The organism is Corallococcus sp. CA047B, assembly GCF_003612065.1.
Taxonomy (GTDB): domain Bacteria; phylum Myxococcota; class Myxococcia; order Myxococcales; family Myxococcaceae; genus Corallococcus; species Corallococcus praedator.
This window is the reverse complement of record NZ_RAWD01000162.1, coordinates 1-20,939: the sequence shown is the minus strand read 5'-3', so window position 1 is coordinate 20,939 and position 20,939 is coordinate 1. Positions and strand designations below refer to the sequence as shown.

Genomic DNA, 20,939 nt, shown 5'->3' with positions numbered 1-20,939 from the left:
CCTCCACCCAGGGGCCCGTCAGCGAGGCCTTCCTCATCACCCTCGCCGTCGCCGCCGAACGCGCTCGCCTGCCTGCCGCCGTCGTCGAAAAGCTCCAGGCCGAAGCCCGCATCGTCCACGCCGTCCAGCACGCCCGACCCGACGGCCACCGCACGCAGACGCCCAACAAGCCCGGCATAAAGTGACAGCCGGGTTGATCCTGACCGAAAAAAGCCCTGCCCCCTGAGAAAAAGGGAGGTGCGACGCAACCGGGTGCCGCGTCACGCCGACGATGGGTGGAGGGCCCCCTCTCCCGGACTGTTCCCCCACGGCCCCGAGGACGTTCACCGCATGTCGCTGCGAATCCCGACGCGAGCCACTCCCCCGCGCCCTACGCCCGCGAATGCGTCCGACACCGCCGCCGCGCCCGCGAACACCGCGGTGCCCGCCGCGCCCGTGCCGGGCAATGCCGCCCCCGCCAGCGCCGTTCCCTCCAACACGGTGGTGGCCCCCTCGGGGGGAAGCTGGAAGCGCTCCGCCACGAAGGAAGTGGCCATCTCCGACCTCCAGCAGAAGTTCGGCTGGACGGATGAGAGCTGGCAGGGCCGCCTGCTGAAGGCGGCGGACGCGGGCGGCGTGGACGGCCGGGGTGAGAACGGCCAGGTGTCCGCGGCGGAGCTGGAGACGTACCTCTCCGCGCCCACGGACGCGCAGTTCCTCACGTCCACGGCCATCCAGCAGCAGCGCGCGGCGCTCGACGCGAAGCTCGCGGGCGGTGCGCAGTCGGTGTCGGTGGACGCGTTCGACAGCCCCTGGCAGGCGTCGGTGGCGAAGCGCGCGGATCTGCTGGGCGGCAACGCGGACGGGCAGCTCTCCGCGGAGGAGCTGACGGCCTACGTGAACGCGTCCAAGGCGAACCAGGCCAAGGGCACGGGGACGGCGGCGGACACGCAGTGGGTGCCCGACCAGCAGATGGCCACCTTCCAGAGCCGCGTGGCGGAAGTCGCGGGCGAGTTGGATCCGCTCCGGCCCGTGGGCGGCGAGGGCGCGACGCCCGGGCTGAACCTGGTGAAGGAGTACTCGCGCACGCTGCTGGACACGGACAAGAACGTGCCCACGTTCGTCAGCTACATGCTGTCCGCGGCGGACGTGAAGGAGACGCCCGCGGACGTCAGCCGGCTCAACAGCACCTTCGTGCGTGACCCGGAAGTGGGCGTCGGGGGCGTGACGGACTCCGACTACAACAACACCGGTTTCGACCGGGGACACATGAAGGCGGCCGAGGACTCGCCCACGCAGGCGGCGATGAACGAAAGCCACTACATGAGCAACATCGCCCCGCAGCACGGCAATCACAACCAGCAGGTCTGGCGCACGCTGGAGCGCGGGGTGTCGGAGCTGGTGAAAGAGACCGGCGGCAAGGCCTACATCGTCACGGGCAACCTGTACCTGGATGACAAGGGCAAGCCGCTGCCGCCCGAGTCCATCGAGACGATGGGCGCGAAGGACCGCAAGATGGCGGTGCCCACGCACAACTTCAAGACGGTGCTGCTGGAGCTGCCCAACGGCAACCTGTCGATGTTCGCGTACATGGTGCCGAACGCGAAGGAAGGCCCGTCGAAGAAGGACGAGATCGTCCCCATGTTGGAGGCGTCGCGCGTGCCGGTGGACCAGCTGGAGGGATTGCTGGGCCAGGACCTCTACGCGCAGCTGCCCAAGGGTGTGCAGGAGAAGCTGGAGAAGGACGCATCCGCGGCGGGCATCTTCCAACAGGAGAGCCTCTACGAGTCCGCGACGCTGCTGCGCGCCCCGCCGTCCGCCTGAGCTTCTGTCGGCGTCCGCGCACGGCAGGCAGGAGGGACGCGCCCGGGTTGAGAGGGGCTTCAGCGTGCCCCGTTGCGCACGCGGTACTTGAGCCACACGATGCCCCCATCCCGCTTCTCCACGTGGGTGAGCTCCAGCGCCGTGCCCTTGTCGGGCGCCTGGGGGCGGTCGAAGAGGGAGGGGGTGCCGGGGATGCCGTCGGCGGTGGGGTGGATGAGCAGGCTCACCTCGTCGATGAGGCCTGCGGCGAGCAGGGAGCCATTGATGCCACCGCCGCCTTCGAGCAGCACGGTCTTGATGCCGAACTCCTGGCCCAGCGTCTCCAGCGCGCGGGCGAAGTCGATGTCGTGCTTGCCGCCGAAGACGTAGGAGACGCCGCGTTCGCGAAGGTGGGCGAGGTGGGCGTCGGAGGCGGACTCGGTGAGCACGACGATGAGGTGGTCGCCGTCGAGGTCGCCGGACTCCCAGTTGAGCTTGCCGTGCGCATCCAGGGCGATGGCGTGGCTGTCCGCGTCCTTGCAAGCGATGAAGTCCGTGCGGGGCAGGGGCGCGGCGGGAGTGGGCTTGGGGATGCGCCCCTGCGCGGCGAAGTCCTCCATGGTGATGCGGCCGCACATCCAGGCATCCGCGTCGAAGGTGTCGGCGGTGCGCTCGTATTCGGCGTGCGCGGTGCCCGGTTCGGGCCAGTGCTCGAGGAGGATGCGTCCGTCGATGGACGAGACCATGTGGCAGATGACGTGGGGCTTCATCACGGAACTCCCGGTGCACGGTCCGCCTTCGTGAATCGGAGGCGGTGCAGGGAAGAGGGTTCCCAGATGCCCGGCGACCTGTCGAACCGATTCAGCGGGATGCGAACGGTTCGTTCACAACCCCGCGAACGGGAACGGGAGTTCAGACGGTGGGTGCCGTCCGTTCCATCACCCGCGTGAACTCCATCACCCAGTTGGTCTCCCACGTCTCTCCGTCGAGGGAGAAGGCCTGCTCCCACCGTGCGCGGTCCGTCCCCTGTCGCGTCCACCGGAACTGGACCTGGACCGGACGGCCGTCGTCGGTGTCCTCGCCGTAGAAGATGCCGTGGTCTCCCGTGAAGCCTCCGTGCACGGGCGGCAGGAGCACGCCTCCGCGACTGTCGACCCAGTAGATGGACCAGCGCCGCTGCTGGAGGTCGAACAGCCGCAGTGCCATTCCGGAGAAACCTCGCTCGAACTCGGCCTCCTCGACGTTGGCCACACCGCCCAGGTGCGGACGACAGCGCGCTCTCGACGCGAAGGCGTCCCAGTCGTCACTGCCCGCCAGTCGCTTCTTGAGGCGACGGTTTTGGCAGGTCCATTCGCCAAGGAAGAAGTCGAAGTCGTGCACGTCGCCAGTGGGGAGCGGAGGAAGGGGCTTCATGGTGGGAGTCCTTTTCGGGAAGCGGATCAGCGCAACTGGGAGCGGAGGGTGGGCGCCAACGTCAGGTGTTCGAGCGGTGCGCTCAGCGCCGGATGCAGCCCGTGCAGCACCTGCTCCGTCCATGCTGTCGAACGAGTCCGTTGCTCACGGTGCTCGCGGTGACGCTCGGCGGAGGGGAACACCGTGAGCCACGCGAGGAAGTGTTCTCCCGTGCGCACGGGCAGGGCCGGGAAGGTGTTCTCCGCGGGCTCGGTCTGGAACAGTCCTTGGAAGCGTGCCCCCAGTTCCGTGAGCGCCGGTCGCACGTGCTGTTCGAAGAACCGCACCAGGCCCTCGTCGGCGGGGGCCTTCAGGAAACAGAGCGTCACCTCCACGCGTGAATCGGGAAGGGCCACTGCTTCAACGGGCTGCCTGGCCAGGCCGGGATGATGAAGGGCCGTGTCCGGACGCACCGGGCGCAGGAGCAGCACGTTGTCGGAGTCCTGCATCGTCGCGTTCGCCGCGCCCCGGTGCGCCTTCCACACCGGTCCGCCATAGAAGGCCCCCAGCGCCGCGCTTCGGGACGCCATGTCCGGGAAGCCGCGCATCCACACGAACCGGTCCGGCCGGTCCTCGTCGCGGAACTGACCGACGATGTGCATTCCGACTGCTTCCTGGGCTTCCACGAACTCCTGGTCGAAGAGCGTGATGAGCACGTCGCGCTGGCCGGGATGCAGCGTGTACTGGCGCAGTTCGAGGACCGAGCAGCAGGCGGTAGGGGTGGACGACATGGGGGCTTCCGGGGTTCGGGTGCGGAAGCCATCCTTGTCAGCAAGCTGGTAGGGTCATGAAGACCACTTTCGAGCGAATCGGCCCTACCAGTTGAAGACCCCTCCCGGCGCCGTCACCTCCCTGCTCCTCCGCCTGGACCCGCGAACGTCCACGCCGCTCCACGAGCAGATCTTCGAGGGCGTCCGGACGCGCATCCTCTCCGGAGCGCTGGCGCCCGGATGGCGGATTCCTTCATCCCGCCAGCTCGCCACGGAGCTGGAGGTGGCCCGCAGCACCGTCCTCCAGGCGCTGGATGCGCTCGCCGCCGAGGGCTACGTCGTGGCCCGCGCTGGCGCCTCCACCCGCGTTGCTCCCGAACTGCCCATCGCCCCCGAGGACCGGACCCGGAGCACTCCGTCCCGTGTGTCCCGGGGCCCCCGGCTCGCCGCCTCGGCCCGGGCCCGGAAGTCTTCACCGGTGGGGGCGCCCCGGTTGGGCTCGGCGCCCCGTGCCTTCCGCCCTGGCGTCCCCGCGCTCGACCTGTTTCCGACCGCGCTGTGGGGCCGCACGGTGACGCGCGTCCATGCGCGTGCGAGCACCGGGCTGCTCGATGGAGGCGACCCCCTGGGGCATGCGCCCCTGCGCGAAGCCATCGCTGCCCATGTGTCCGCGTCGCGCGGGGTGCGGTGTGTCGCCGCACAGGTCTTCGTGACCGCCGGGACGCAGCAGGCGTTCGATGAAGTCCTCCGGCTCGCGCTCGACCCCGGAGATGCGGTCTGGGTGGAAGATCCGGGCTACCCCGGTGTCCGCCGCGCGGTGCTCGCCGCCGGTGGCAGGCCGGTTCCCGTGCCCGTGGATCCGGAAGGGCTGGACGTGGGCGCTGGCATGGCTCGGGCGCCCCGGGCCCGCGTCGCGGTGGTGGCTCCCTCGCACCAGTATCCTCTGGGCGCCACGCTGAGCTTGGCGCGTCGGATGGCGCTGCTGCACTGGGCGGAGCGCACGCGGGCCGTGATCATCGAGGACGACTACGACAGCGAGTTCCGTCACCGGGGCCGTCCCCTCACCGCGCTCCAGGGACTGGATGAGGCCGGCTGCGTCGTCTACGTGGGCACCTTCAGCAAGTCCATGTTCCCCGGCCTGCGCCTGGGCTTCTTCGTCGCGCCGCCATCCCTGGTGGATGCCTTCGCTGCGGCCCGTGCCACCGCTCCCGCGCCCGCCTCCTCGCTGGAGCAGGCGGCCCTGGCGGTGTTCCTCTCGGAGGGCCACTTCGCGCGCCACCTGCGCCGGATGCGGGTGGCCTACCGGGAGCGCGGCGAAGCCCTGCTCGATGCGCTGCGCGCTGACTGTGCTGGAGCCCTGACACCCCGGCCCTGCGACACCGGCATGCAGGTGTCCGCGTCGCTCGCGGCGCCGCTGTCCGACCTGCGCGTCCGCGACGAAGCGGCCCGACTGGGCGTGGAGGTGGCAGCCCTGTCCGACTACTTCCTCGGCCGGCGTCGTGAAGCCGGCCTCGTCTTCGGTTTCGGCGGTGTGCGCCCGGACGCCCTCCGCGCGGGGACCCGGACGCTGGCCCGTGCGCTGGAGGCCGCGCGCGGGGGCTGAAGCCTGCCCCGACCCCACAGCCTTGACACCCCACGGCCCTGCGTTGATATTCAACCCAGAGGTTGAATGATGCGCACGCCCGCGACCCCGAAACACCTGGACCAGACGCTGCTGGCGCTGGCCGACCCGACGCGACGGGCCATCCTCCAGCGCCTGTCGGCGGGGGAGGTGCGCGTGACGGAGCTGGCCCAGCCCTTCGCCATGTCCCTCAACGCGGTGTCCAAGCACATCCGCGTGCTGGAGCGAGCGCACCTGGTGCACCGGCGCCGCGAGGGCCGCGAACACCTGCTGTCCTTCACCCCGAAACCGATGGACGACGTGGCGCGCTGGATGGACGCGCAGCGCGCGAACTGGAGCGCCCGGTTGCAGGCACTCGATGACCTGCTCCAGGAAGAGGACCGCGCCCTGGCCTCTGCTCCTCCCCCGAAGAAAGGACGCACCCGATGAGCCCGCCCCTCCCCGTGAAGTTGAGCATCACCCACCGCTTCAAGGCCTCCGCGGAGCGCGTCTTCGATGCGTGGCTGGACCCCGCGAAGGCCCGCCACTGGCTCTTCGTCACCCGTCCCAACACGCCGCTGGTGCGCGCGGAGGTCGATGCGCGCGTGGGCGGCACCTACTGCTTCGCGGACCTGCGCGACGGCGAGGAGGTCGAACACGTGGGCGAGTACCTGGAGATCGACCGGCCGCGCCGGCTGGTGTTCACCCTGGGCGTGCCGAAGTACTCCCAGGACCGCGACCGGCTGACGGTGGACATCGTTCCGCTGGGCACGGGCTGTGAACTCACCCTGACCCACGAGATGGGCCCCGAGGGCGAGCAGTGGCGGGAGAGCTCCAAGAAGGGGTGGACCCAGCTCGTGGCGGGGCTCGACGCGTGGCTGGGCGACGGCACGCCCCCCACCGCGAACGGCTGACATCCCTTCCGGGGCGCAGGCCGTCTACGATGGGCGCCATGTCCTGGCGTCCGTTCCTCCCCCTGCTGGCCCTGCTGTGCGCCGTGTCCGCGTGTGGCCCGCGCCGCAGCGACCCGGCGCGCGTGGCGGAGGACCTGATGCGCCCCGCGCCCCTCGGGGCCTTCGCCGCGGGCACGCCTCCGGCCACCACCGAGGCCTGCACGGTGCGCACGGCGAAGGTCTGCTTCGAGCAGGCCCTCACGCTCCTGGCCACGGACGCGCGGGGTCCGGAGCGGCTGAGCGCGCTGTCCCTGATGGGCAAGGCCTGCGACGGACAGGTGAAGGACGCCTGCTCCTGGTTGTCCCAGCACGTGAAGGAGCCCCGGCGCGTGCGCGGCGGCCCGCCGGACGACCCGGTGTTCCAGGAGGCCTTCCAGCGCTGGCGCGAGGGGCGCAAGCACCACGTGCGCGTGACGTGCCGGCTGGTGCAGGGCGGCGTGCCCCAACAATGTGAAGTGCGCGAAGCGACGCTGCCCCCGGACCTGCTCGCGCAGGCCCTCGCCAGCATCCAGGCGTCGCGCTACGTGTTGCCATCCCTCGACGGAGAGCCCTTCGAATGCGACTGGACCATCGTCATCAAGTGACGCGGCTGTGGCCCGTGCTGGCCCTGTCGCTGTGGACGGGCTGTTTCGCCGGCACGGTGCACCGGGGCCCGGCGACGGACCACTTCGACGGTGAGACGTTCCAGAACCTGGGCGATGCGCCAAAGCTGCCCGCCCTCAAGCTCATCGGGGCGGCGCTGAAGGAGGAGCGCGGCGCGTGGCGCCCGTACGCGGAGCTGCCCTTCGGACCGAAGCCGCCCGAGCGCGTGGGCCCAGGCCAGCTGCGCGTGACGTTCATCAACCACGCCACGGTGCTGCTCCAGGCGGACGGGGTGAACGTGCTGACGGACCCCATCTATTCGGACCGGGCCAGCCCCGTCTCCTTCGTGGGCCCCAAGCGCGTGCGTCCCCCCGGCATCCGCTTCGAGGACCTGCCGCCCATCGACGTCGTGGTGGTGAGCCACAACCACTACGACCACATGGACCTGCCCACGCTGCGCCAACTGGAGGCCGCGCACCACCCGCTGTTCCTCGTGGGCCTGGGCAACCGGGAGCTCTTGAAGGCCGAGGGCTTCCAGCACGTGGAGGAGCTGGACTGGTGGCAGTCCGCGAAGGGCGGGCCTCCGGGCCTGAAGGTCACGGCGGTGCCCGCGCAGCACCGCTCGAACCGCGGGCTGACGGACCAGGAGGAGACGCTGTGGGCGGGCTACGTGCTGGAGACCTCCGGCGGCCCGGTGCTCTTCGCGGGGGACACGGGCCTGGGCCCGCACTTCCAGCGCATCGCGGAGCGCTTCGGCCCCATGCGCCTGTCGGTGTTGCCCATTGGAGCGTTCCGTCCGCGCGTCATCCACCCGGTGCACATGGGGCCGGAGCAGGCGCTGGAGGCGCACCGCGTGCTGCGCTCCAGCACGTCGGTGGCGATGCACTACGGCACCTTCCCGATGGCGTTCGACGGCCAGGACGAGGCGAAGTACCTGCTCCTGCGGCTCCTGTTGAAGGAGGAGGTGCGGCCGCGCTTCTGGGCGCTCGACTTCGGCGAGGGCCGGGACGTGTCGCCGCTGGCCCCGGAGGACGCGGGACGGGCCGATGCCGGACGCTGAAGGCGCCGCGCCCCCCGTCCCGCCGGAGGTCGAGGCGAAGGCGCTGATGGACCGGGCGCGCGCGCTCGTGCGCTCGGGCCATGTCCTGGAGGTGATTCCGCTCTGCGATGAGGTGTACCGGCGTCACACGACGTCGCGGGTGCCCGCGCTCCAGCTCCAGGTGGCGCGGGCGCTGGGGCACCGGGGCGCGGCGCTGTCGGAGCTGGGCAAGGTGGTGGAGGCCGTCATCCACTTCGACGAGGTGGAGCGCCGCTTCTGGAGCCCGCGCAAGCCCGCGCTGTGGGAGGGCGTGGCCTGGTCCATGGTCTACCGGACCTGCGTCCTGATGGAGCAGGACATTCCCCAGCAGGCCCTGCGCTGCGTGGGAGAGCTGCTGCGCCGCTTCGGTTCGTCGGAGTCTGCGCCCGAAGGTCTGCGCAACGCAGTGGGCGCGGCCCGGGTGCTGCTCCCGAACGTCTACAACCAACTGGAGGAGTATGAGGAAGCGCTGCGCCTGAGCGAAGCGCTGCTGGAAGCGAGTGACGGAGACCCGGATCCCCTCAAGGTCGACATGGCGTCGGGCGCGCTCCTGCAGCGGGCGCATGCCCTCCAGGGGCTGGGGCACTGGGAAGAGGCGCTCGAGTGCTTCGACGAGGTGGACGTGCGCTACGGCGAGGATCCGGATCCCCGGATGCGGGCCCTGGTGTCCGCGGCGCTCATGGGCCGGGCCCTGGTGCTGATTCGCGAGGGGATGGTTCCTGAGGCGCTCTCCGGGCTGGACGCCATCCTCGAACACGCCGGCCCCCACCCGTACCCCCGGCAACGGCCGATGGTGGACTTCGCGCAGTTCCACCGGGAGGAGCTCGGGAGGGAGGCGGAGGAGGAGCGGAAGAAGATGGAGCGGAGGAAGAAGCAGTGGCGGAAGTGAACCGCTGCCTCAGTCCGCTTCGATGTCGGACCACCACTCGCCGAGCCGCAGCTCGATGGCGTCGAACGGTGCCGCTCGGATGACGTCGTCCTCGCCGTAGACGCCCATCTCCATCCAGCGTCCGTCCCGCAGCTCACTCACGGTGAGCGTGCGCGCCTCGATGTCGATGAACCACAGGTGTCGGATGCCGAGGCGCGCATAGAACGGCCGCTTGATGCGCTGGTCATAGGCGCGCGTGGAGGGGGAGAGGATTTCGCACGCCCAATCCGGCGCGATCGTGCAGCTTCCGGACGGCAGCGTGGCCAACCGTTCGCGTCGCCACCCCGCGAGGTCCGGGCTGAACTCCGGAGAGCCCTCCACCTGGATGCCGGGCTCCACCAGCACCCACCAACCACCAGGGCCTCCCTGGCCTCGCTGGAAGGGGCCTCGCAGCCCTTCAATCAACGCGCCCATCAGGTCCATGTGCCCGGCCCGGGGCCGCGCATGCGTGTACAACGTTCCGTCGATGATCTCGCCCACCACGCCCTCGGGCAGGGCCTCGATGTCAGCGAGGGTCGCGGGACCCTCGAGCGTCTTCGCGCCATAGGCCATGCCTGGAGTGTGGAGATAGCAACGCCGTCTGACAAGCCAGCGGGCGGGCGACCCCGGAGGCCTACTCCGGCTGCGCGATGATCAACGTCTGCAACGGCAGGTGCCGGATGGGCCGGGTGCTCTGCACGCGGAAGCCCGCGTCGTCCAGGAACCCCTCCACCTCCGCGGGCGTGTACGCCGCCGCGCCCGACGTGAGGAAGTAGTGCAGCCCGATGAGCGGCGCGGACGAGCCCTGCGTGTCGCGCTCCTCGCGCAGGTACTCCAGCACCGCGAGCGTGCCCTTGGACGCCATGGCCCCGCGCACGCGCCTGAGCAGTGCCACGTTCTGCGCGGGCGTCAGGTGGTGCATCACCTGGAACAGCAGCACGCCGTCATACGGCCCGCCCAGCTCCGCGTGCAGCACGTCGCCTTCCCGGTGCGTCACCCGGTGTGACAGCCCCGCCTGGGCGATGATCTCCCGCCCCACGCGCACGCTGCCCTCCAGGTCCACCACCGTGGCCTTCAGTCCCCGGTGCACCCGGCACAGCTCCGCCGCGTACCAGCCGTGCGCGCCGCCCAGGTCCAACAACTGCTTCGCACCCCGGGGCAGGGGAATGGCCGCCGCCACCTCCGGCGAGGCCAGCCGCGCCAGCTGGTACATGGCCTGGATGTAGTCGCGCCAGCGCGGGTCGTCCGGAGCGAACTGGTGGATGTCCACCGACTGCCCGCTCTTCACCGCGTTCTCCAACTGCCCCCACCAGTCCCACTGGGCGTAGTTGAACTCCAGGAACGCGGTGATGGCCTGCGGCGAGCGCGGGTCCAGCCACCGCCGGGCCCGGGGGGCCAGCCGGAAGCGGCCCCGCTGCAGCTCCACCACTTCGCAGGCGATGAGCGCTTCCAGCAGCGCCCGCATGCCCTCGGTGCTCGTCTTGAGCCGGGCCGCCAGCGCCTCCGCGGTCGCCGCGCCGTCCGCCAGCGCCGCGTAGACGCCCAGGCGCGCGCCGGCCATCAGCGTGCGCGACGCCATCATCCCGAAGAAGGCGTGCGCCAGGGGCTGGGGCGCCAGGTTGAGGAAGTCCGCCACCCGCTCCAGGAGGTTGTCCGCCTTGAGGCCCAGCCGCATCGCGCGTCGCTCCTTGGGAGAGGGGGTGGGGGCCTAGCGGCGGCGCCGGGAGCCGGCCACCGCGGCCACGCCCAGCACCATCAGCGCCGCTTCGGGGCCCAGCAGGCAGCCCTGCGTCTGCGCCTGCCGCACCCCGGTGTACTTGCACTTGCCCGTGTCACAGGTGAAGCGCGGCGCGCAGTCGTTGCTGCTGCGGCACTTGGTGGGCACCCGCCCGACGCCGTCCTCGCCCTCCTCGCCGCCGGGGTCCTCTTCGCCGCCGTCGGACTGCGACTGGGCCACGGCCGCCAGGGGCGACAGCAACAGGAGGCAGGTCAGGGTCAGGAACCCCGCCGGACGAAGGCGCGAGAAGAGGGAGGGCATGAGGCGGGCGCCACCCTAACGCCCCGGCGGCACGCTTGCATCTTTCCACTGAAGGGGGCGGGCTTCCGGGCTTCCCGGAATCGCTGGCCGACAGGGCGGCTGAATCTGCTACGGTCCCCCCGCGATGGCGCCTCGAATCCTCGTCGTGGACGACAACCAGGAGCTCCTCTCCCTCCTCACCCAGCTCTTCGAGGATGCCGGGTACGAGGTGGTCGGCGCCAGCCGTGGCAAGCAGGGCATCGAGGCCGCGCGCGCCTCGCCGCCCGGGTGTGCCGTCCTGGACATCCTTCTGCCCGACATGATGGGCTACCACCTCGCGGACACGCTGCGGAAGGACAACCCCCAGCTGCCGCTGCTCTTCATCACGGGCGTCTTCAAGGGCGGCAAGCACGCCACCGAAGCGCGGCAGAAGTACCAGGCCGCCGGCTACTTCGAGAAACCCTTCGAGGCCCAGAAGCTGCTCGAAGCGGTGGCCAAGGTGCTGCCCGCGGAGAAGAAGCTCCCCTCCGCCTCGATGCAGGACGCCTTCGAGGTGGAGCTGGACATCGACGTGGAGGAGGAGGGCCCGCAGGACGCCATGGAGCTGACCGGCCGCATCAAGGTCACCGGCGGCGGCAACCTCACGGCGGAGATCCGAGGCGCGAACCTCACCGCCACGCCCATGCAGAAGGTGCCCTCCACCCAGGTGCGCGCCCCCACGCCGGGCCGTCCGCCGGACCCGCTGCCGGTGGGCGCGGGCGCGCCGGGCAGCCGCCGGGGCGAGCTGCGCGACAACCTGCCCTCGCTGCTCACGGCCTTCTACCTGTCGCGCGAAACGGGCGAGCTGGGCATCCAGCGCGGCAAGGTGAAGAAGGTCGTCTACTTCGAGAACGGCACCCCGGTGTTCGCGCTGTCCAACCTGCTGGCGGACCGCTTCGGGCAGTTCCTGGTGCGCGTGGGGAAGATCAAACCCGAGCAGCTCCAGGACGCGTCCGCCGTCGCCGCGCAGAGCCACCGGCGCACCGGCGACGTGCTGGTGGAGCGCGCGCTGCTCAAGGACACGGAGCGGCTGTACTACGTGGGCCAGCAGGTGAAGGCCATCATCTACTCGCTCTTCTCCTGGGAGGAGGGCACGTACGTGATGAGCTTCAAGGAGAAGGCCTCCGCAGAGTCCATCAAGCTGGACGTGCACCCGGCCAACCTCATCGTCCGGGGCATCAAGAAGCTCTACAAGCCGGAGCGCCTGCGCCGGCTGCTCCAGCCGGAGGACCGGCTCATCCCTGCGGTCGCGCCCGCCTACGGTCTCAACGAGGTGGAGCTGGAGCGCTGGGAGGCGGAGCTGTTGCCGAAGATCGACGGCAACCGCGTGGTGGCGGAGCTGCTCGCGTTCGCCAACCGCCCGGAGCACGTCGTCTACGGCTTCCTGGTGTCGATGATGGCGTTGGGCATCCTGGACAAGCGGTAGCCGGACGCCGCTCCCGCGCGGCTACACCAGCCGGGAGCCAATCCAGAACAGGCCCAGCGCGCCGGAGCCCAGGGCGACCCCGCGCTGGATCCACAGGCTGATGCGCGCGTTGGCGCGGGACAGCCCTTCGGCGAACAGCAGGCCCACGGCGCCCATGCCGATGAGGATGCCCAGCGCGAAGCCGGGCAGGTACGTCCACGCGGACAGGCTCATGCTGCCGCCCACCAGCAGCGGGGGCAGGGCGATGAGCAGCGAGCGCACGCCGCTGATGGCCATGAAGGCGCCAGCGGCGGTGCTCACGGTGTGAACGTGCTCGTGGGGCTTGCGGTCGTGGCCGGGCAGGTGCGGGTGCCCGTGGTCCAGGCTGTGCGGGAAGAGGAGCGCGGTGACGGCCAGGGCCACCAGCACGGCGCCGCCGAACACCTCCGCCCAGCGCTCGAAGGTCTCCGACAGGCCCACGCCCGCGAACAGGCAGACGGCGGCGATGCCGCCCAGCATGAAGGCGTGGCCCAGGGCGAAACGCAGCGCGGTCTTGAGCGCGACGCGGCGCCGGCCGCCGCCCAGGGTGCCGAGCGTGGCCATGGCGGCGCAGTGGTCCGGCCCCAGGGCGTGGAGCAGACCTTGGGTCAGGCCGAGCAGGAAGGCGAGCAGGATGGGAGCCACGACGGCGCACCCTAGCCGTGGTTTAACCGGGTGGCCAGCAGGAGGAAGAACCACACCATGCGCATTGCCCACCCACGACACTCCGCCGCGCTGCTGCTGATGGGCCTGCTCGTGCTGTCGGGCTGCTCCCAGGACCCCGGTCCGGAGCAGCTCGCCAAGGCCGAGGGGCACTATCAGGAGCTGATCAACCAGAACGTGGCCCCGCACGACCCGGCCTGGACGGCGGTCGTCGCCGAGTTCGAGGCCATCCCCAAGGACTCCAAGAGCCGTCCGGAGGCGGACAAGCGGCTGGCCGCGCTGAAGTCCGCCCGCGAGAAGCTCCCACCGCGCCCCCTGGCCCGCCCCGGCGCGACCGGCCCTGGCGCCAGCGAGGTGGATGCGAAGCGCGCCGCCTGTGAGAACCTCGCCAAGAAGATGGGCGAGGCCAAGACGGACGTGACGCGCGACATGCTGCGCAAGGTGCTGCAGCGCTGCCAGGCGGACGTGGTCCAGGCGGAGGCCAACAGCCACCCGCCGGGCGAGAACGGCGCGGACCTGCACTGAGTAGGAAGCAGGGTTGAGAAGCCGGCGGGGGCTGGGTAAGGAGCCGTCACATGCCCATGCCCCAAGCAGGTGACAAGGCCCCCGGCTTCTCGCTCCACGACCAGAGCGGAGCCACCGTCTCCCTCTCGCAGCTCAAGGGGCGGCACGTCGTCCTCTACTTCTATCCGAAGGACGCGACCCCCGGCTGCACCACGGAGGCGTGCGACTTCCGCGACGAGCACTCCGCGCTGGTGAAGGCCGGCGCGGTGGTGCTGGGCGTGTCGCCGGACAGCACCGCGAGCCACCAGAAGTTCGCCACGAAACAGGGTCTGCCCTTCTCGCTCCTGGCGGACCCGGACCACGCGGTGGCGGACGCGTACGGGGTGTGGGGGGAGAAGTCCCTCTATGGCCGCAAGTTCATGGGCCTCATCCGCGCGACCTTCCTCATCGGGCCGGACGGCAAGGTCCTGCGCGTGTGGCCCAAGGTGAAGGTCGCGGGGCACGTGGCCGAGGTGCTGGCCTCGCTCCAGCAGCCTTCCGGTGCGGCCTCCCAGGCTCCGGCTTCCAAGGCTTCCGCGCCGGCCGTGAAGGCTCCCGCCGCGAAGAAGGCTCCGGCGGCGGTGGCGAAGCCCGTGGCTGTCAAGAAACCGGCGGCGAAGAAGGCCCCCGCGGCCAAGGCTCCGGCCCGGAAGGGCGCTCGCGCCTGAGCGGGTGTGGGGCGGCGGGTCCCCGGTGAACTCCTGGCGGGACAGGGAGCCTGGGACCGTGTATTCCTGCGCCCCGTGGCGGATCTCCTGCTTCCTGGGGACACCCGCCGTTCATGACCCAGCCCCGCCATGGCCTTCGGGCCTGGCAGGGGGCGACCTGCGAGCCGAGCCGTCGGGTGGATGCCCGGTGGCTGGCGCGGACAGCATGACCATCCCTTGGGGATGGCGGAGATGATGAACATGCGCGAGCGAGGCATTCAGCGGTGGATGGGGACGGCGGCGCTGGTGACGGGCGTGCTGTTGGGCACGGCCTGCGGCGGTCTCCCCGAGACGGGCGGCAAGCAGCCGGACGAATCGCGGGGCAACGCCTTCGCCCAGCGCGGCACGCAGGGTGAGGCCCTGTACAACGTCGCCGAGCAGCAGGGGAACGAAGCCCCTGGCGATGCGCACCACGGCAACGCGGCCGCGAAGCTGCCCAAGCACATGCTGACCGTGGACCGGGGCTACAACGAGACCATCACGAAGATTGGCTCCAGCATCGATCCGCGCACGAAGTCCAAGGACGGACAGGCCAACAACTCCCTTTGGGACAACGCGGGCGGCATGATGGCGCACCGCTATGGCACGCTGGGTGGGGCGACCTACTCGCCTGCCGCCTGGGGCCTGGGCGGTTGGGACGTCTCCACCGCGAACGAGAGCGTGCGCGGCTTCGACGCGCCCTACAGCTACGTCACCCAGCCCATCTATCTGCAGCAGCGCTAGGTGTCCTGAAGTCCCAGGGCGTCCGCTGGCCAGCGTGCTGGCGGGCGCCCGTGTTCCGGCCCTGTGGCCGACTCCCGGTGGGGACCCGGGGTGACCACTCCTTGGTGTCGAGGCCTTCACGCCTCCAGAAGGAGCAGGTCATGCAATCCCGAGCCCTCCATCGCTGGACGTTGCTGGGGACCTTCGCCGCCACGGTGGCGTTCATCGGACCGGGCTGCAATCGCGACAGGCCGCTGATGCCCCGGGCTGGGAGCAGCTACGAGGGCATCGCCAACACGCAGCAACCCGGGCCGCCCATGGAGCCGATGCGGGTGTCCTCCGGCAGCGGAGGCGGCACCGGAGGCTCCGGCAGCGCGGGCACCACGGCCGCGGAGGATGGCGCGGGCGCGCAGGGTCACACCAACAAGATCGGCGCGCCGGGCTACACCACGTCCAACGAAGACACCCGGGACCCGGGCGGGACGCGGCAGTTCATCCAGGGGCACCACGACACGGAGTGACGCCCCTGTTCCGAGGCGGATGGGGACGGCCTTCAGCGCGATGCGAGCATGACCTCGGTGGGGTCCTTGCCGGTGAACGCACTGGCGAGTCCCTGCGCGAGCGCGCGGTGGTTCGCATCCCCCAGCGTGGCGAGCCGGTCCTCGGCGGGGTGCGCGAAGCGGGCGGCGAGCGCGTCCAGGCGACGGTGGGCTTCGGTGATGCGCTCGCGCGGGACGCGGCCGGACTCCACCGCCTTCACCAGCGCTTCGATGGCACCGCGCTGCACGTCCGCGTGGTGGCACACGAGGAACAGGTCCACGCCCGCGAGCGTGCCCTGCACAGCGGCCTCCTCCACCGAGTAGTGCCCGGCGATGGCCTTCATCTCCAGGTCGTCGCTGACGAGCACGCCGTCGAAGCCCAGTTCCTGGCGCAGGATGCCGTGCAGCGCGCGGTGGCTCATGGTCGCCGGCACGCCGGGCTCCAGCGCGTCGAACAGCACGTGCGCCGTCATCAGTGACGCGAGCCCCGCCTTCGCGAACGCCTGGAAGGGCACCAGCTCCACGCGGCGCAGTCGCTCCAGGTCATGCGGCAGCCGGGGCAGGGTGAGGTGGCTGTCCGTCGTCGTGTCGCCGTGTCCCGGGAAGTGCTTCCCGCACGACGCCACGCCGCCGGCCTCCATGCCCCGCGCGAGCGCCACGCCCAGCCGGCCCACCTCCGCCGGGTCACGGCTGAAGCTGCGGTCGCCAATCACCGGGTTGGCCGGGTTGGTGTCCACGTCCAGCACCGGCGCGAAGTCCCAGTCGAAGCCCACCGCGCGCAGCTCGTGCGCGAGCAGCCGGCCCACGCGCTCGGCCAGGGCTTCGTCGCCGCGCTGTCCCAGCTCGCGCATGGGCGGCAGTGCCGTGAAGGGCGCGTCGCGGAGCCGCGCCACGCGGCCGCCCTCCTGGTCCACGGAGAGGATGAAGGGCCTGCCCGCGCGCACCTTCAGCTCATGGCACAGCGCCGCCGTCTCGGCCGCGGTGCCCACGTTGCGCTTGAAGAGGATGGCGCCGTAGATGCCGTCGTCCATCAACGCCGCGAGGTCGGCGTCGATGCGGGTGCCAGGAAAGCCCACCATGAAGAGGCGGGCGCAGTCGCGATAGAGGGCGGAAGCAGGGCTCACAGCCGTGCAGTGTGGCAGAGCCCGCCGCCCGTGTGGCAGCGGATGCGTCGCCGGAACCGTACCGAGCGTCGGCTGCCTGTCAGGGCGCGGAGCAGCCGGCTACTTGCGCAGCAGCGTTCCCTCGAAGAAGAACGCCAGGCACGCGGCCAGGATGAGCCAGGTCCACAGGGGTACGGCGGGCTTGTCCGCGTCTCCCGTGGACGCCTTCACCGTGTCCTCGCCGAAGTAGGCCGTCAGCGTGTCCTGCGGCACCCGTGACAGGTCGCTCTCCGCCGGGTCCAGCGTGGCGGCGAAGTCCAGCGCGGCCACGGGCTTTGCCTCCGCGCCCAGCACCGAGTGCACCCCCGGCTCCACCGTGGGGCCCGCGACGAACGAACCGTCCGGCTGGGCCTTCACCGGCACCTCGCTGCCGTCCGGCGCGCGCACCGCCGTCACCTTCTGCGTGCCTTCCGGGCGCAGCGTCACCGTCTCGCCCACGCGCACGCGCACCTCCTCGCGCTCCTCCAGCGAGCCCGTGAGGTACGCCGCGAAGCGCTGCATCAGCGGCAGGAAGCTCGTCCGGATGGCGAAGTCGCTCCAGTCGCGGTCCACCGTGCTGGTGAACAACGCCACGCGCCCCTTGCCCCGGCGCGCCACCGCCACCGCCGGCGCTCCGTCCTCGTATGTGGCCAGCACCTGGCTCGTGCCCGGCGCGGACGGGCTGTCCGCCTCCAGCAACATGTACTTGTAGAAGCGCGCGCCGATGAGCCCCTCTTCCGCCCGGCCCGTGAACGGCGCGAACAGCGGGTGGTCCACCTTCACCTGCGCCAGCTTCGCCGTCTTCGTCTCCGCGTCCGGGTCCTCGCGCTCGGCGCTCGTGCGCACCAGCCGCAAGGGCCGAGGCAACAGTGCGCCCAGCCGCTGGTTGTACGTGTCCGGGTTCACGTGGTCGCCCACGCTCACGAAGAGGCCGCCGCCGTTCTCCACGAAGGTCTTCAACTTCGCCGCCTCGTCCTCCGACGGCGCGGGCGTGTTGAGCAGCAGCACCAGGTCATACGCGCTGAAGTCCTCGCGCAGGCCCACCTCCGCGTCGCGCACCGCCACGTCCACCGGCGAGCCCGGCGACGTGAGCGCCGCGTCCACGAAGAAGGCCTCATCCCGGTAGCGCGTCGCATGTGGCGAGCCGTTCACCACCAAGGCCTTCAGCCCGCGCGGCACCGGCAACACGAAGGCCCGCCGGTCGTCCTCCGCCAGCGCGTCCGGCGTCAGCGTCACCGCGCCCACCACCGTGCCGCCCTGGGGGAAGCGCACCGTCAGCGTCTTCTGCGTGGTGCCACCCGCCGGCACATCCACGAAGCCCTTGGCCAGCGTGGACTCGCCCACGCGCACCGCGGCCTCCAGGTCCTTCACCGGCTTCGCGCCGAAGTTCCGCACCGTGAACGTGAACTGGTACGAGCGCGGCCCCGCCTGCAGCGCGGGCTCCACGCGCAGGTCCACCAGCGCGTGGTTGTCCAGGGACTCGCGGCCTTCCGCCACGTCGCGCAGCACCACCTCCGGCTTCACCAGCGTGCCCGTGGGGCCCTTCACCGTGGGCGGCGGCGCTTCCAGCCGGAAGCCGGAGGCCGTCATGTCGGAGACCACCACCAGGCGCTTGCCCGCCATCGGGTTCTCTTCCAGCGCCCGCGCCGCCATGTCCAGGCAGCGCGACAGGTCCGCCGAACCGTAGGTGGGCTTCGCCTCGTCCACGAGCGCGCGCAGGCGGGCCCGATCGAAGCCCGGGGGCGGCGGTGCCTCGGGCGCGCCCGTGCACACCATCACCGTCGCGGGCTCCTCCGGCAGCAGGTCCTTGAGCGCGTCGCGCGCCTCGTCCCGGCCCTTCTCGAACAGCGACGTGCCGTCCGACCAGCGCATGGACAGCGACGCGTCCAGGATGATGGCCGTGGCCGCCGGCCCACGCGTCACCGTCGCCGCCTGTGCGTCGCGGCTGAACTCCGGCCGCGCCAGCGCGAGCGGAATGGCCAGCAGGATGAGCGTGCGCAGCGTGTAGAGCAGCAGCCGCTTCAACTTGAGCCGGCTCGCCGTGCGCTTCTGGCTTCGCAGCACGAACGCCATCGGCCCGAACGGATGCGCCCGGGGCCGCCTGCGGTCGAACAGGTGCACCAGCACGGGGATGAGCGCACCCAGCGCGCCCAAGAGGAACCACGGGTTGCCGAACGTCACCTGCGCCTCCCGCGACGCCCCAGGAAGCGCAGCAGCACCTCATCCAGCCGCTCGTCCGTGCGCACCAGCTCGTAGTCCACGTCCGCCTCGGCGCACTTCGCCTTCACGTCCGCGAGGAACGCGCCGAATTCCTCCAGGTAGCTCTGCTTGATTTCACGCGGGTTCACCTCGATGCGGCCCTCGCCCTCCATGTCCAGGAAGAGCGTGGGGTCATCGAACGGGAACGTCAGCTCCGCGGGATCCACCAGGTGGAACACCGCCACGTCGTTCTTGCGCTGCCTGAGCGCCAGCACCCGCTTCAGCGCCTCCTGCCGCTCATCCAGCAGGTCCGACAGCACGATGACCGTCGAGCGCCGGGGCAGCACCTCCGCCAGGTGATCCGCCGCGCTGCCCAGGTCCGTGGGGCCCTTCGCCTCCGTGTGCTCCAGCGCGTCCAGCAGCACGTTGAGGTGGCCCGCGGATGCACGCGGAGGGATGTCCCGGAACGCGCCGCCCACCATCACCGCGAGGCCCGCCGCGTCCTGCTGCCGCACGAGCAGGTAGCTGAGCGCGCCCGCGAGCGTCTTCGCCACCTCCAGCTTGGACATGGCGCCGCTCTGGTAGCCCATGGACGCGGACGCATCCACGACCATCACCGAGCGCAGGTTCGTCTCATGCTCGTAGCGTTTGACGTAGTACTTGTCGAACTTGCCGTAGGCCTTCCAGTCCAGGTGGCGCAGCTCGTCGCCGGGGGCGTACTCCTTGTGCTCGGCGAACTCCACGCTCTGGCCCTGATGCGGGCTCTTGTGGAGGCCGGACAGCACGCCCTCCATCACCGCGCGGGCGCGCAGCTTCACTCCCTGGAGGCGGGACAGCGTCTGGGCGTCGAGCAGCGCCATGGGGTGGGCCGGACTAGCCCTTCACCACCGTGAGGAGCTGATCAATCAGCTTCACCGACGTGATGCCTTCGCTCTCCGCGGTGAAGTTCGGCAGCACGCGGTGGCGCAGCACGGGCCGCGCCAGCGCGCGGACGTCCTCCACCGTGGCCACGAAGCGGCCGTTGAGGATGGCGCGCGCCTTGGCCGCGAGCACCAGGTACTGGCTCGCACGAGGACCCGCGCCCCACGACACGTTCTTCGCCACGAACTCCGGCGCGCCCGCTTCCTTGGGACGCGTGTGGCGCACCAGCTCCACCGCGTAGCGCACCACGTGGTCCGGCACCGGCACGCGGCGCACCAGCTCCTGGAGCGCGAGGATGCGCTCGGGGGAGAGGATCTTCTCCAGCTTCGGCGGCGCGCCCGCGGTGGTGCTCTTGACGATCTGCACCTCTTCCTCGGCGGTGGGGTAGCCCACGTCCACCAGGAACATGAAGCGGTCCAGCTGCGCCTCGGGCAGCGGGTAGGTGCCCTCCTGCTCGATGGGGTTCTGCGTGGCGAAGACGAGGAAGGGCAGCTCCAGCGGGTACGTCCGGCCGCCGGCGGTGATGCGGTACTCCTGCATCGCCTGGAGGAGCGCGGCCTGCGTCTTGGGCGGCGTGCGGTTCACCTCGTCCGCGAGGATGATGTTCGCGAACAGGGGGCCCTGCATGAAGCGGAAGGAGCGGCGCCCCGTCGTCTTGTCCTCTTCCAGGATGTCCGTGCCCGTGATGTCCGAGGGCATCAGGTCCGGCGTGAACTGGATGCGGTTGAAGGACAGGTTCAGCACGTCCGCCAGCGTGGAGATGAGCAGCGTCTTCGCGAGGCCCGGGACGCCCACGAACAGGCAGTGGCCACGGCTGAAGAGCGAAATCAGCAGGTGCTCCACCACGTCGCGCTGGCCGACGACGCGCTTTTCAATCTGCTCGACGATGGCGTTGCGGGCCTGGGCAAGCTCCTCGACGGCGCGCAGGTCCTCGCGGGTGGCGTCGGACGGGGGGAGTG

General features: G+C 70.9%; 23 protein-coding genes and 1 pseudogene. 13 read left to right on the top strand and 11 right to left on the bottom strand.

Annotation, left to right across the window (positions count from 1 at the left end; translation table 11 throughout):
- A pseudogene (locus tag D7X74_RS23885) lies at positions 1-185 on the top strand (gamma-glutamylcyclotransferase); the annotation flags it as partial.
- Between the two features lie 145 nt (positions 186-330).
- Entirely contained in the window at positions 331-1,803 is a 1,473-nt protein-coding gene (locus tag D7X74_RS23880) for a DNA/RNA non-specific endonuclease (protein WP_120535306.1), read from the top strand.
- Between the two features lie 59 nt (positions 1,804-1,862).
- On the opposite strand, the gene D7X74_RS23875 is transcribed toward D7X74_RS23880, so the two are convergent.
- From D7X74_RS23875 to D7X74_RS23865, 3 genes are all read right to left on the bottom strand, one after another.
- Positions 1,863-2,552, bottom strand: coding sequence for a dihydrofolate reductase family protein (locus tag D7X74_RS23875; RefSeq protein WP_120535305.1), 690 nt, complete (start codon positions 2,550-2,552; stop codon positions 1,863-1,865).
- A gap of 142 nt (positions 2,553-2,694) precedes the next feature.
- Positions 2,695-3,195 carry a hypothetical protein gene (locus D7X74_RS23870; protein ID WP_120535304.1) on the bottom strand — a complete coding sequence of 167 codons (501 nt, stop codon included), beginning with the start codon at positions 3,193-3,195 and terminating at the stop codon, positions 2,695-2,697.
- 26 nt (positions 3,196-3,221) lie between these two features.
- Complete coding sequence (locus D7X74_RS23865; protein WP_120535303.1) at positions 3,222-3,965, bottom strand: NIPSNAP family protein; 744 nt, start codon at positions 3,963-3,965, stop codon at positions 3,222-3,224.
- Positions 3,966-4,056: 91 nt separating this feature from the next.
- Between D7X74_RS23865 and D7X74_RS23860 the strand changes: the two genes are divergently transcribed.
- The 6 genes from D7X74_RS23860 to D7X74_RS23835 all read left to right on the top strand — a co-directional run bounded on the left by D7X74_RS23860 (position 4,057) and on the right by D7X74_RS23835 (position 9,046).
- Positions 4,057-5,547 carry a PLP-dependent aminotransferase family protein gene (locus D7X74_RS23860; protein WP_120535302.1) on the top strand — a complete coding sequence of 497 codons (1,491 nt, stop codon included), beginning with the start codon at positions 4,057-4,059 and terminating at the stop codon, positions 5,545-5,547.
- A 66-nt stretch (positions 5,548-5,613) separates the two neighbouring features.
- Positions 5,614-5,994 carry an ArsR/SmtB family transcription factor gene (locus D7X74_RS23855; RefSeq protein ID WP_370450799.1) on the top strand — a complete coding sequence of 127 codons (381 nt, stop codon included), beginning with the start codon at positions 5,614-5,616 and terminating at the stop codon, positions 5,992-5,994.
- Positions 5,991-6,458 (top strand): SRPBCC domain-containing protein, encoded by a 468-nt coding sequence (locus D7X74_RS23850; RefSeq protein WP_120535300.1) that lies wholly within the window; start codon positions 5,991-5,993, stop codon positions 6,456-6,458. The genes D7X74_RS23855 and D7X74_RS23850 overlap by 4 nt, the downstream gene beginning before the upstream one ends.
- Before the next feature lie 38 nt (positions 6,459-6,496).
- A complete protein-coding gene (locus D7X74_RS23845; RefSeq protein ID WP_147446662.1) occupies positions 6,497-7,081 on the top strand; it encodes a hypothetical protein in 585 nt (194 codons plus the stop codon).
- A complete protein-coding gene (locus D7X74_RS23840; RefSeq protein ID WP_120535298.1) occupies positions 7,054-8,139 on the top strand; it encodes an MBL fold metallo-hydrolase in 1,086 nt (361 codons plus the stop codon). Before D7X74_RS23845 ends, D7X74_RS23840 begins: the two co-directional genes overlap by 28 nt.
- On the top strand, positions 8,126-9,046 hold the full coding sequence (locus D7X74_RS23835; RefSeq protein ID WP_120535297.1) for a tetratricopeptide repeat protein: 921 nt from the start codon (positions 8,126-8,128) through the stop codon (positions 9,044-9,046). Before D7X74_RS23840 ends, D7X74_RS23835 begins: the two co-directional genes overlap by 14 nt.
- Positions 9,047-9,055: 9 nt before the next feature.
- Here the strand turns inward: D7X74_RS23835 and D7X74_RS23830 are convergent, their stop codons facing one another.
- The 3 genes from D7X74_RS23830 to D7X74_RS23820 all read right to left on the bottom strand — a co-directional run bounded on the left by D7X74_RS23830 (position 9,056) and on the right by D7X74_RS23820 (position 11,102).
- Complete coding sequence (locus D7X74_RS23830) at positions 9,056-9,637, bottom strand: Uma2 family endonuclease (RefSeq protein ID WP_120535296.1); 582 nt, start codon at positions 9,635-9,637, stop codon at positions 9,056-9,058.
- 61 nt (positions 9,638-9,698) lie between these two features.
- Positions 9,699-10,739, bottom strand: a complete 1,041-nt coding sequence (locus tag D7X74_RS23825) for a class I SAM-dependent methyltransferase (RefSeq protein ID WP_120535295.1) — start codon at positions 10,737-10,739, stop codon at positions 9,699-9,701.
- Between the two features lie 33 nt (positions 10,740-10,772).
- Positions 10,773-11,102, bottom strand: a complete 330-nt coding sequence (locus tag D7X74_RS23820; protein ID WP_120535294.1) for an MXAN_6627.5 family MYXO-CTERM protein — start codon at positions 11,100-11,102, stop codon at positions 10,773-10,775.
- Between the two features lie 124 nt (positions 11,103-11,226).
- Between D7X74_RS23820 and D7X74_RS23815 the strand changes: the two genes are divergently transcribed.
- Positions 11,227-12,546, top strand: coding sequence for a response regulator (locus tag D7X74_RS23815; RefSeq protein ID WP_120535293.1), 1,320 nt, complete (start codon positions 11,227-11,229; stop codon positions 12,544-12,546).
- Between the two features lie 21 nt (positions 12,547-12,567).
- Here the strand turns inward: D7X74_RS23815 and D7X74_RS23810 are convergent, their stop codons facing one another.
- Complete coding sequence (locus tag D7X74_RS23810; protein WP_120535292.1) at positions 12,568-13,209, bottom strand: hypothetical protein; 642 nt, start codon at positions 13,207-13,209, stop codon at positions 12,568-12,570.
- Between the two features lie 57 nt (positions 13,210-13,266).
- On the opposite strand from D7X74_RS23810, the gene D7X74_RS23805 reads away from it, so the two are divergent.
- From D7X74_RS23805 to D7X74_RS23790, 4 genes are all read left to right on the top strand, one after another.
- Positions 13,267-13,752, top strand: coding sequence for a hypothetical protein (locus D7X74_RS23805; RefSeq protein ID WP_199732860.1), 486 nt, complete (start codon positions 13,267-13,269; stop codon positions 13,750-13,752).
- A gap of 50 nt (positions 13,753-13,802) precedes the next feature.
- Complete coding sequence (gene bcp / locus D7X74_RS23800; RefSeq protein WP_120535291.1) at positions 13,803-14,438, top strand: thioredoxin-dependent thiol peroxidase; 636 nt, start codon at positions 13,803-13,805, stop codon at positions 14,436-14,438.
- A 240-nt stretch (positions 14,439-14,678) separates the two neighbouring features.
- A complete protein-coding gene (locus D7X74_RS23795; RefSeq protein WP_147444395.1) occupies positions 14,679-15,200 on the top strand; it encodes a hypothetical protein in 522 nt (173 codons plus the stop codon).
- Between the two features lie 140 nt (positions 15,201-15,340).
- Positions 15,341-15,700 (top strand): hypothetical protein, encoded by a 360-nt coding sequence (locus D7X74_RS23790; protein WP_120535289.1) that lies wholly within the window; start codon positions 15,341-15,343, stop codon positions 15,698-15,700.
- A gap of 32 nt (positions 15,701-15,732) precedes the next feature.
- On the opposite strand, the gene nagZ is transcribed toward D7X74_RS23790, so the two are convergent.
- The 4 genes from nagZ to D7X74_RS23770 all read right to left on the bottom strand — a co-directional run.
- The gene (gene nagZ, locus D7X74_RS23785; protein WP_370450800.1) at positions 15,733-16,797 is read right to left on the bottom strand and encodes a beta-N-acetylhexosaminidase; all 1,065 of its coding nucleotides are present in this window, start codon (positions 16,795-16,797) and stop codon (positions 15,733-15,735) included.
- A 144-nt stretch (positions 16,798-16,941) separates the two neighbouring features.
- On the bottom strand, positions 16,942-19,041 hold the full coding sequence (locus tag D7X74_RS23780) for a BatA domain-containing protein (RefSeq protein WP_120535287.1): 2,100 nt from the start codon (positions 19,039-19,041) through the stop codon (positions 16,942-16,944).
- Complete coding sequence (locus D7X74_RS23775; RefSeq protein ID WP_120535286.1) at positions 19,038-19,919, bottom strand: DUF58 domain-containing protein; 882 nt, start codon at positions 19,917-19,919, stop codon at positions 19,038-19,040. The genes D7X74_RS23780 and D7X74_RS23775 overlap by 4 nt, the downstream gene beginning before the upstream one ends.
- Before the next feature lie 13 nt (positions 19,920-19,932).
- Positions 19,933-20,939, bottom strand: a 1,007-nt coding sequence (locus tag D7X74_RS23770) for a MoxR family ATPase (RefSeq protein ID WP_199741885.1), incomplete at its 5' end; no start/stop codon positions are given.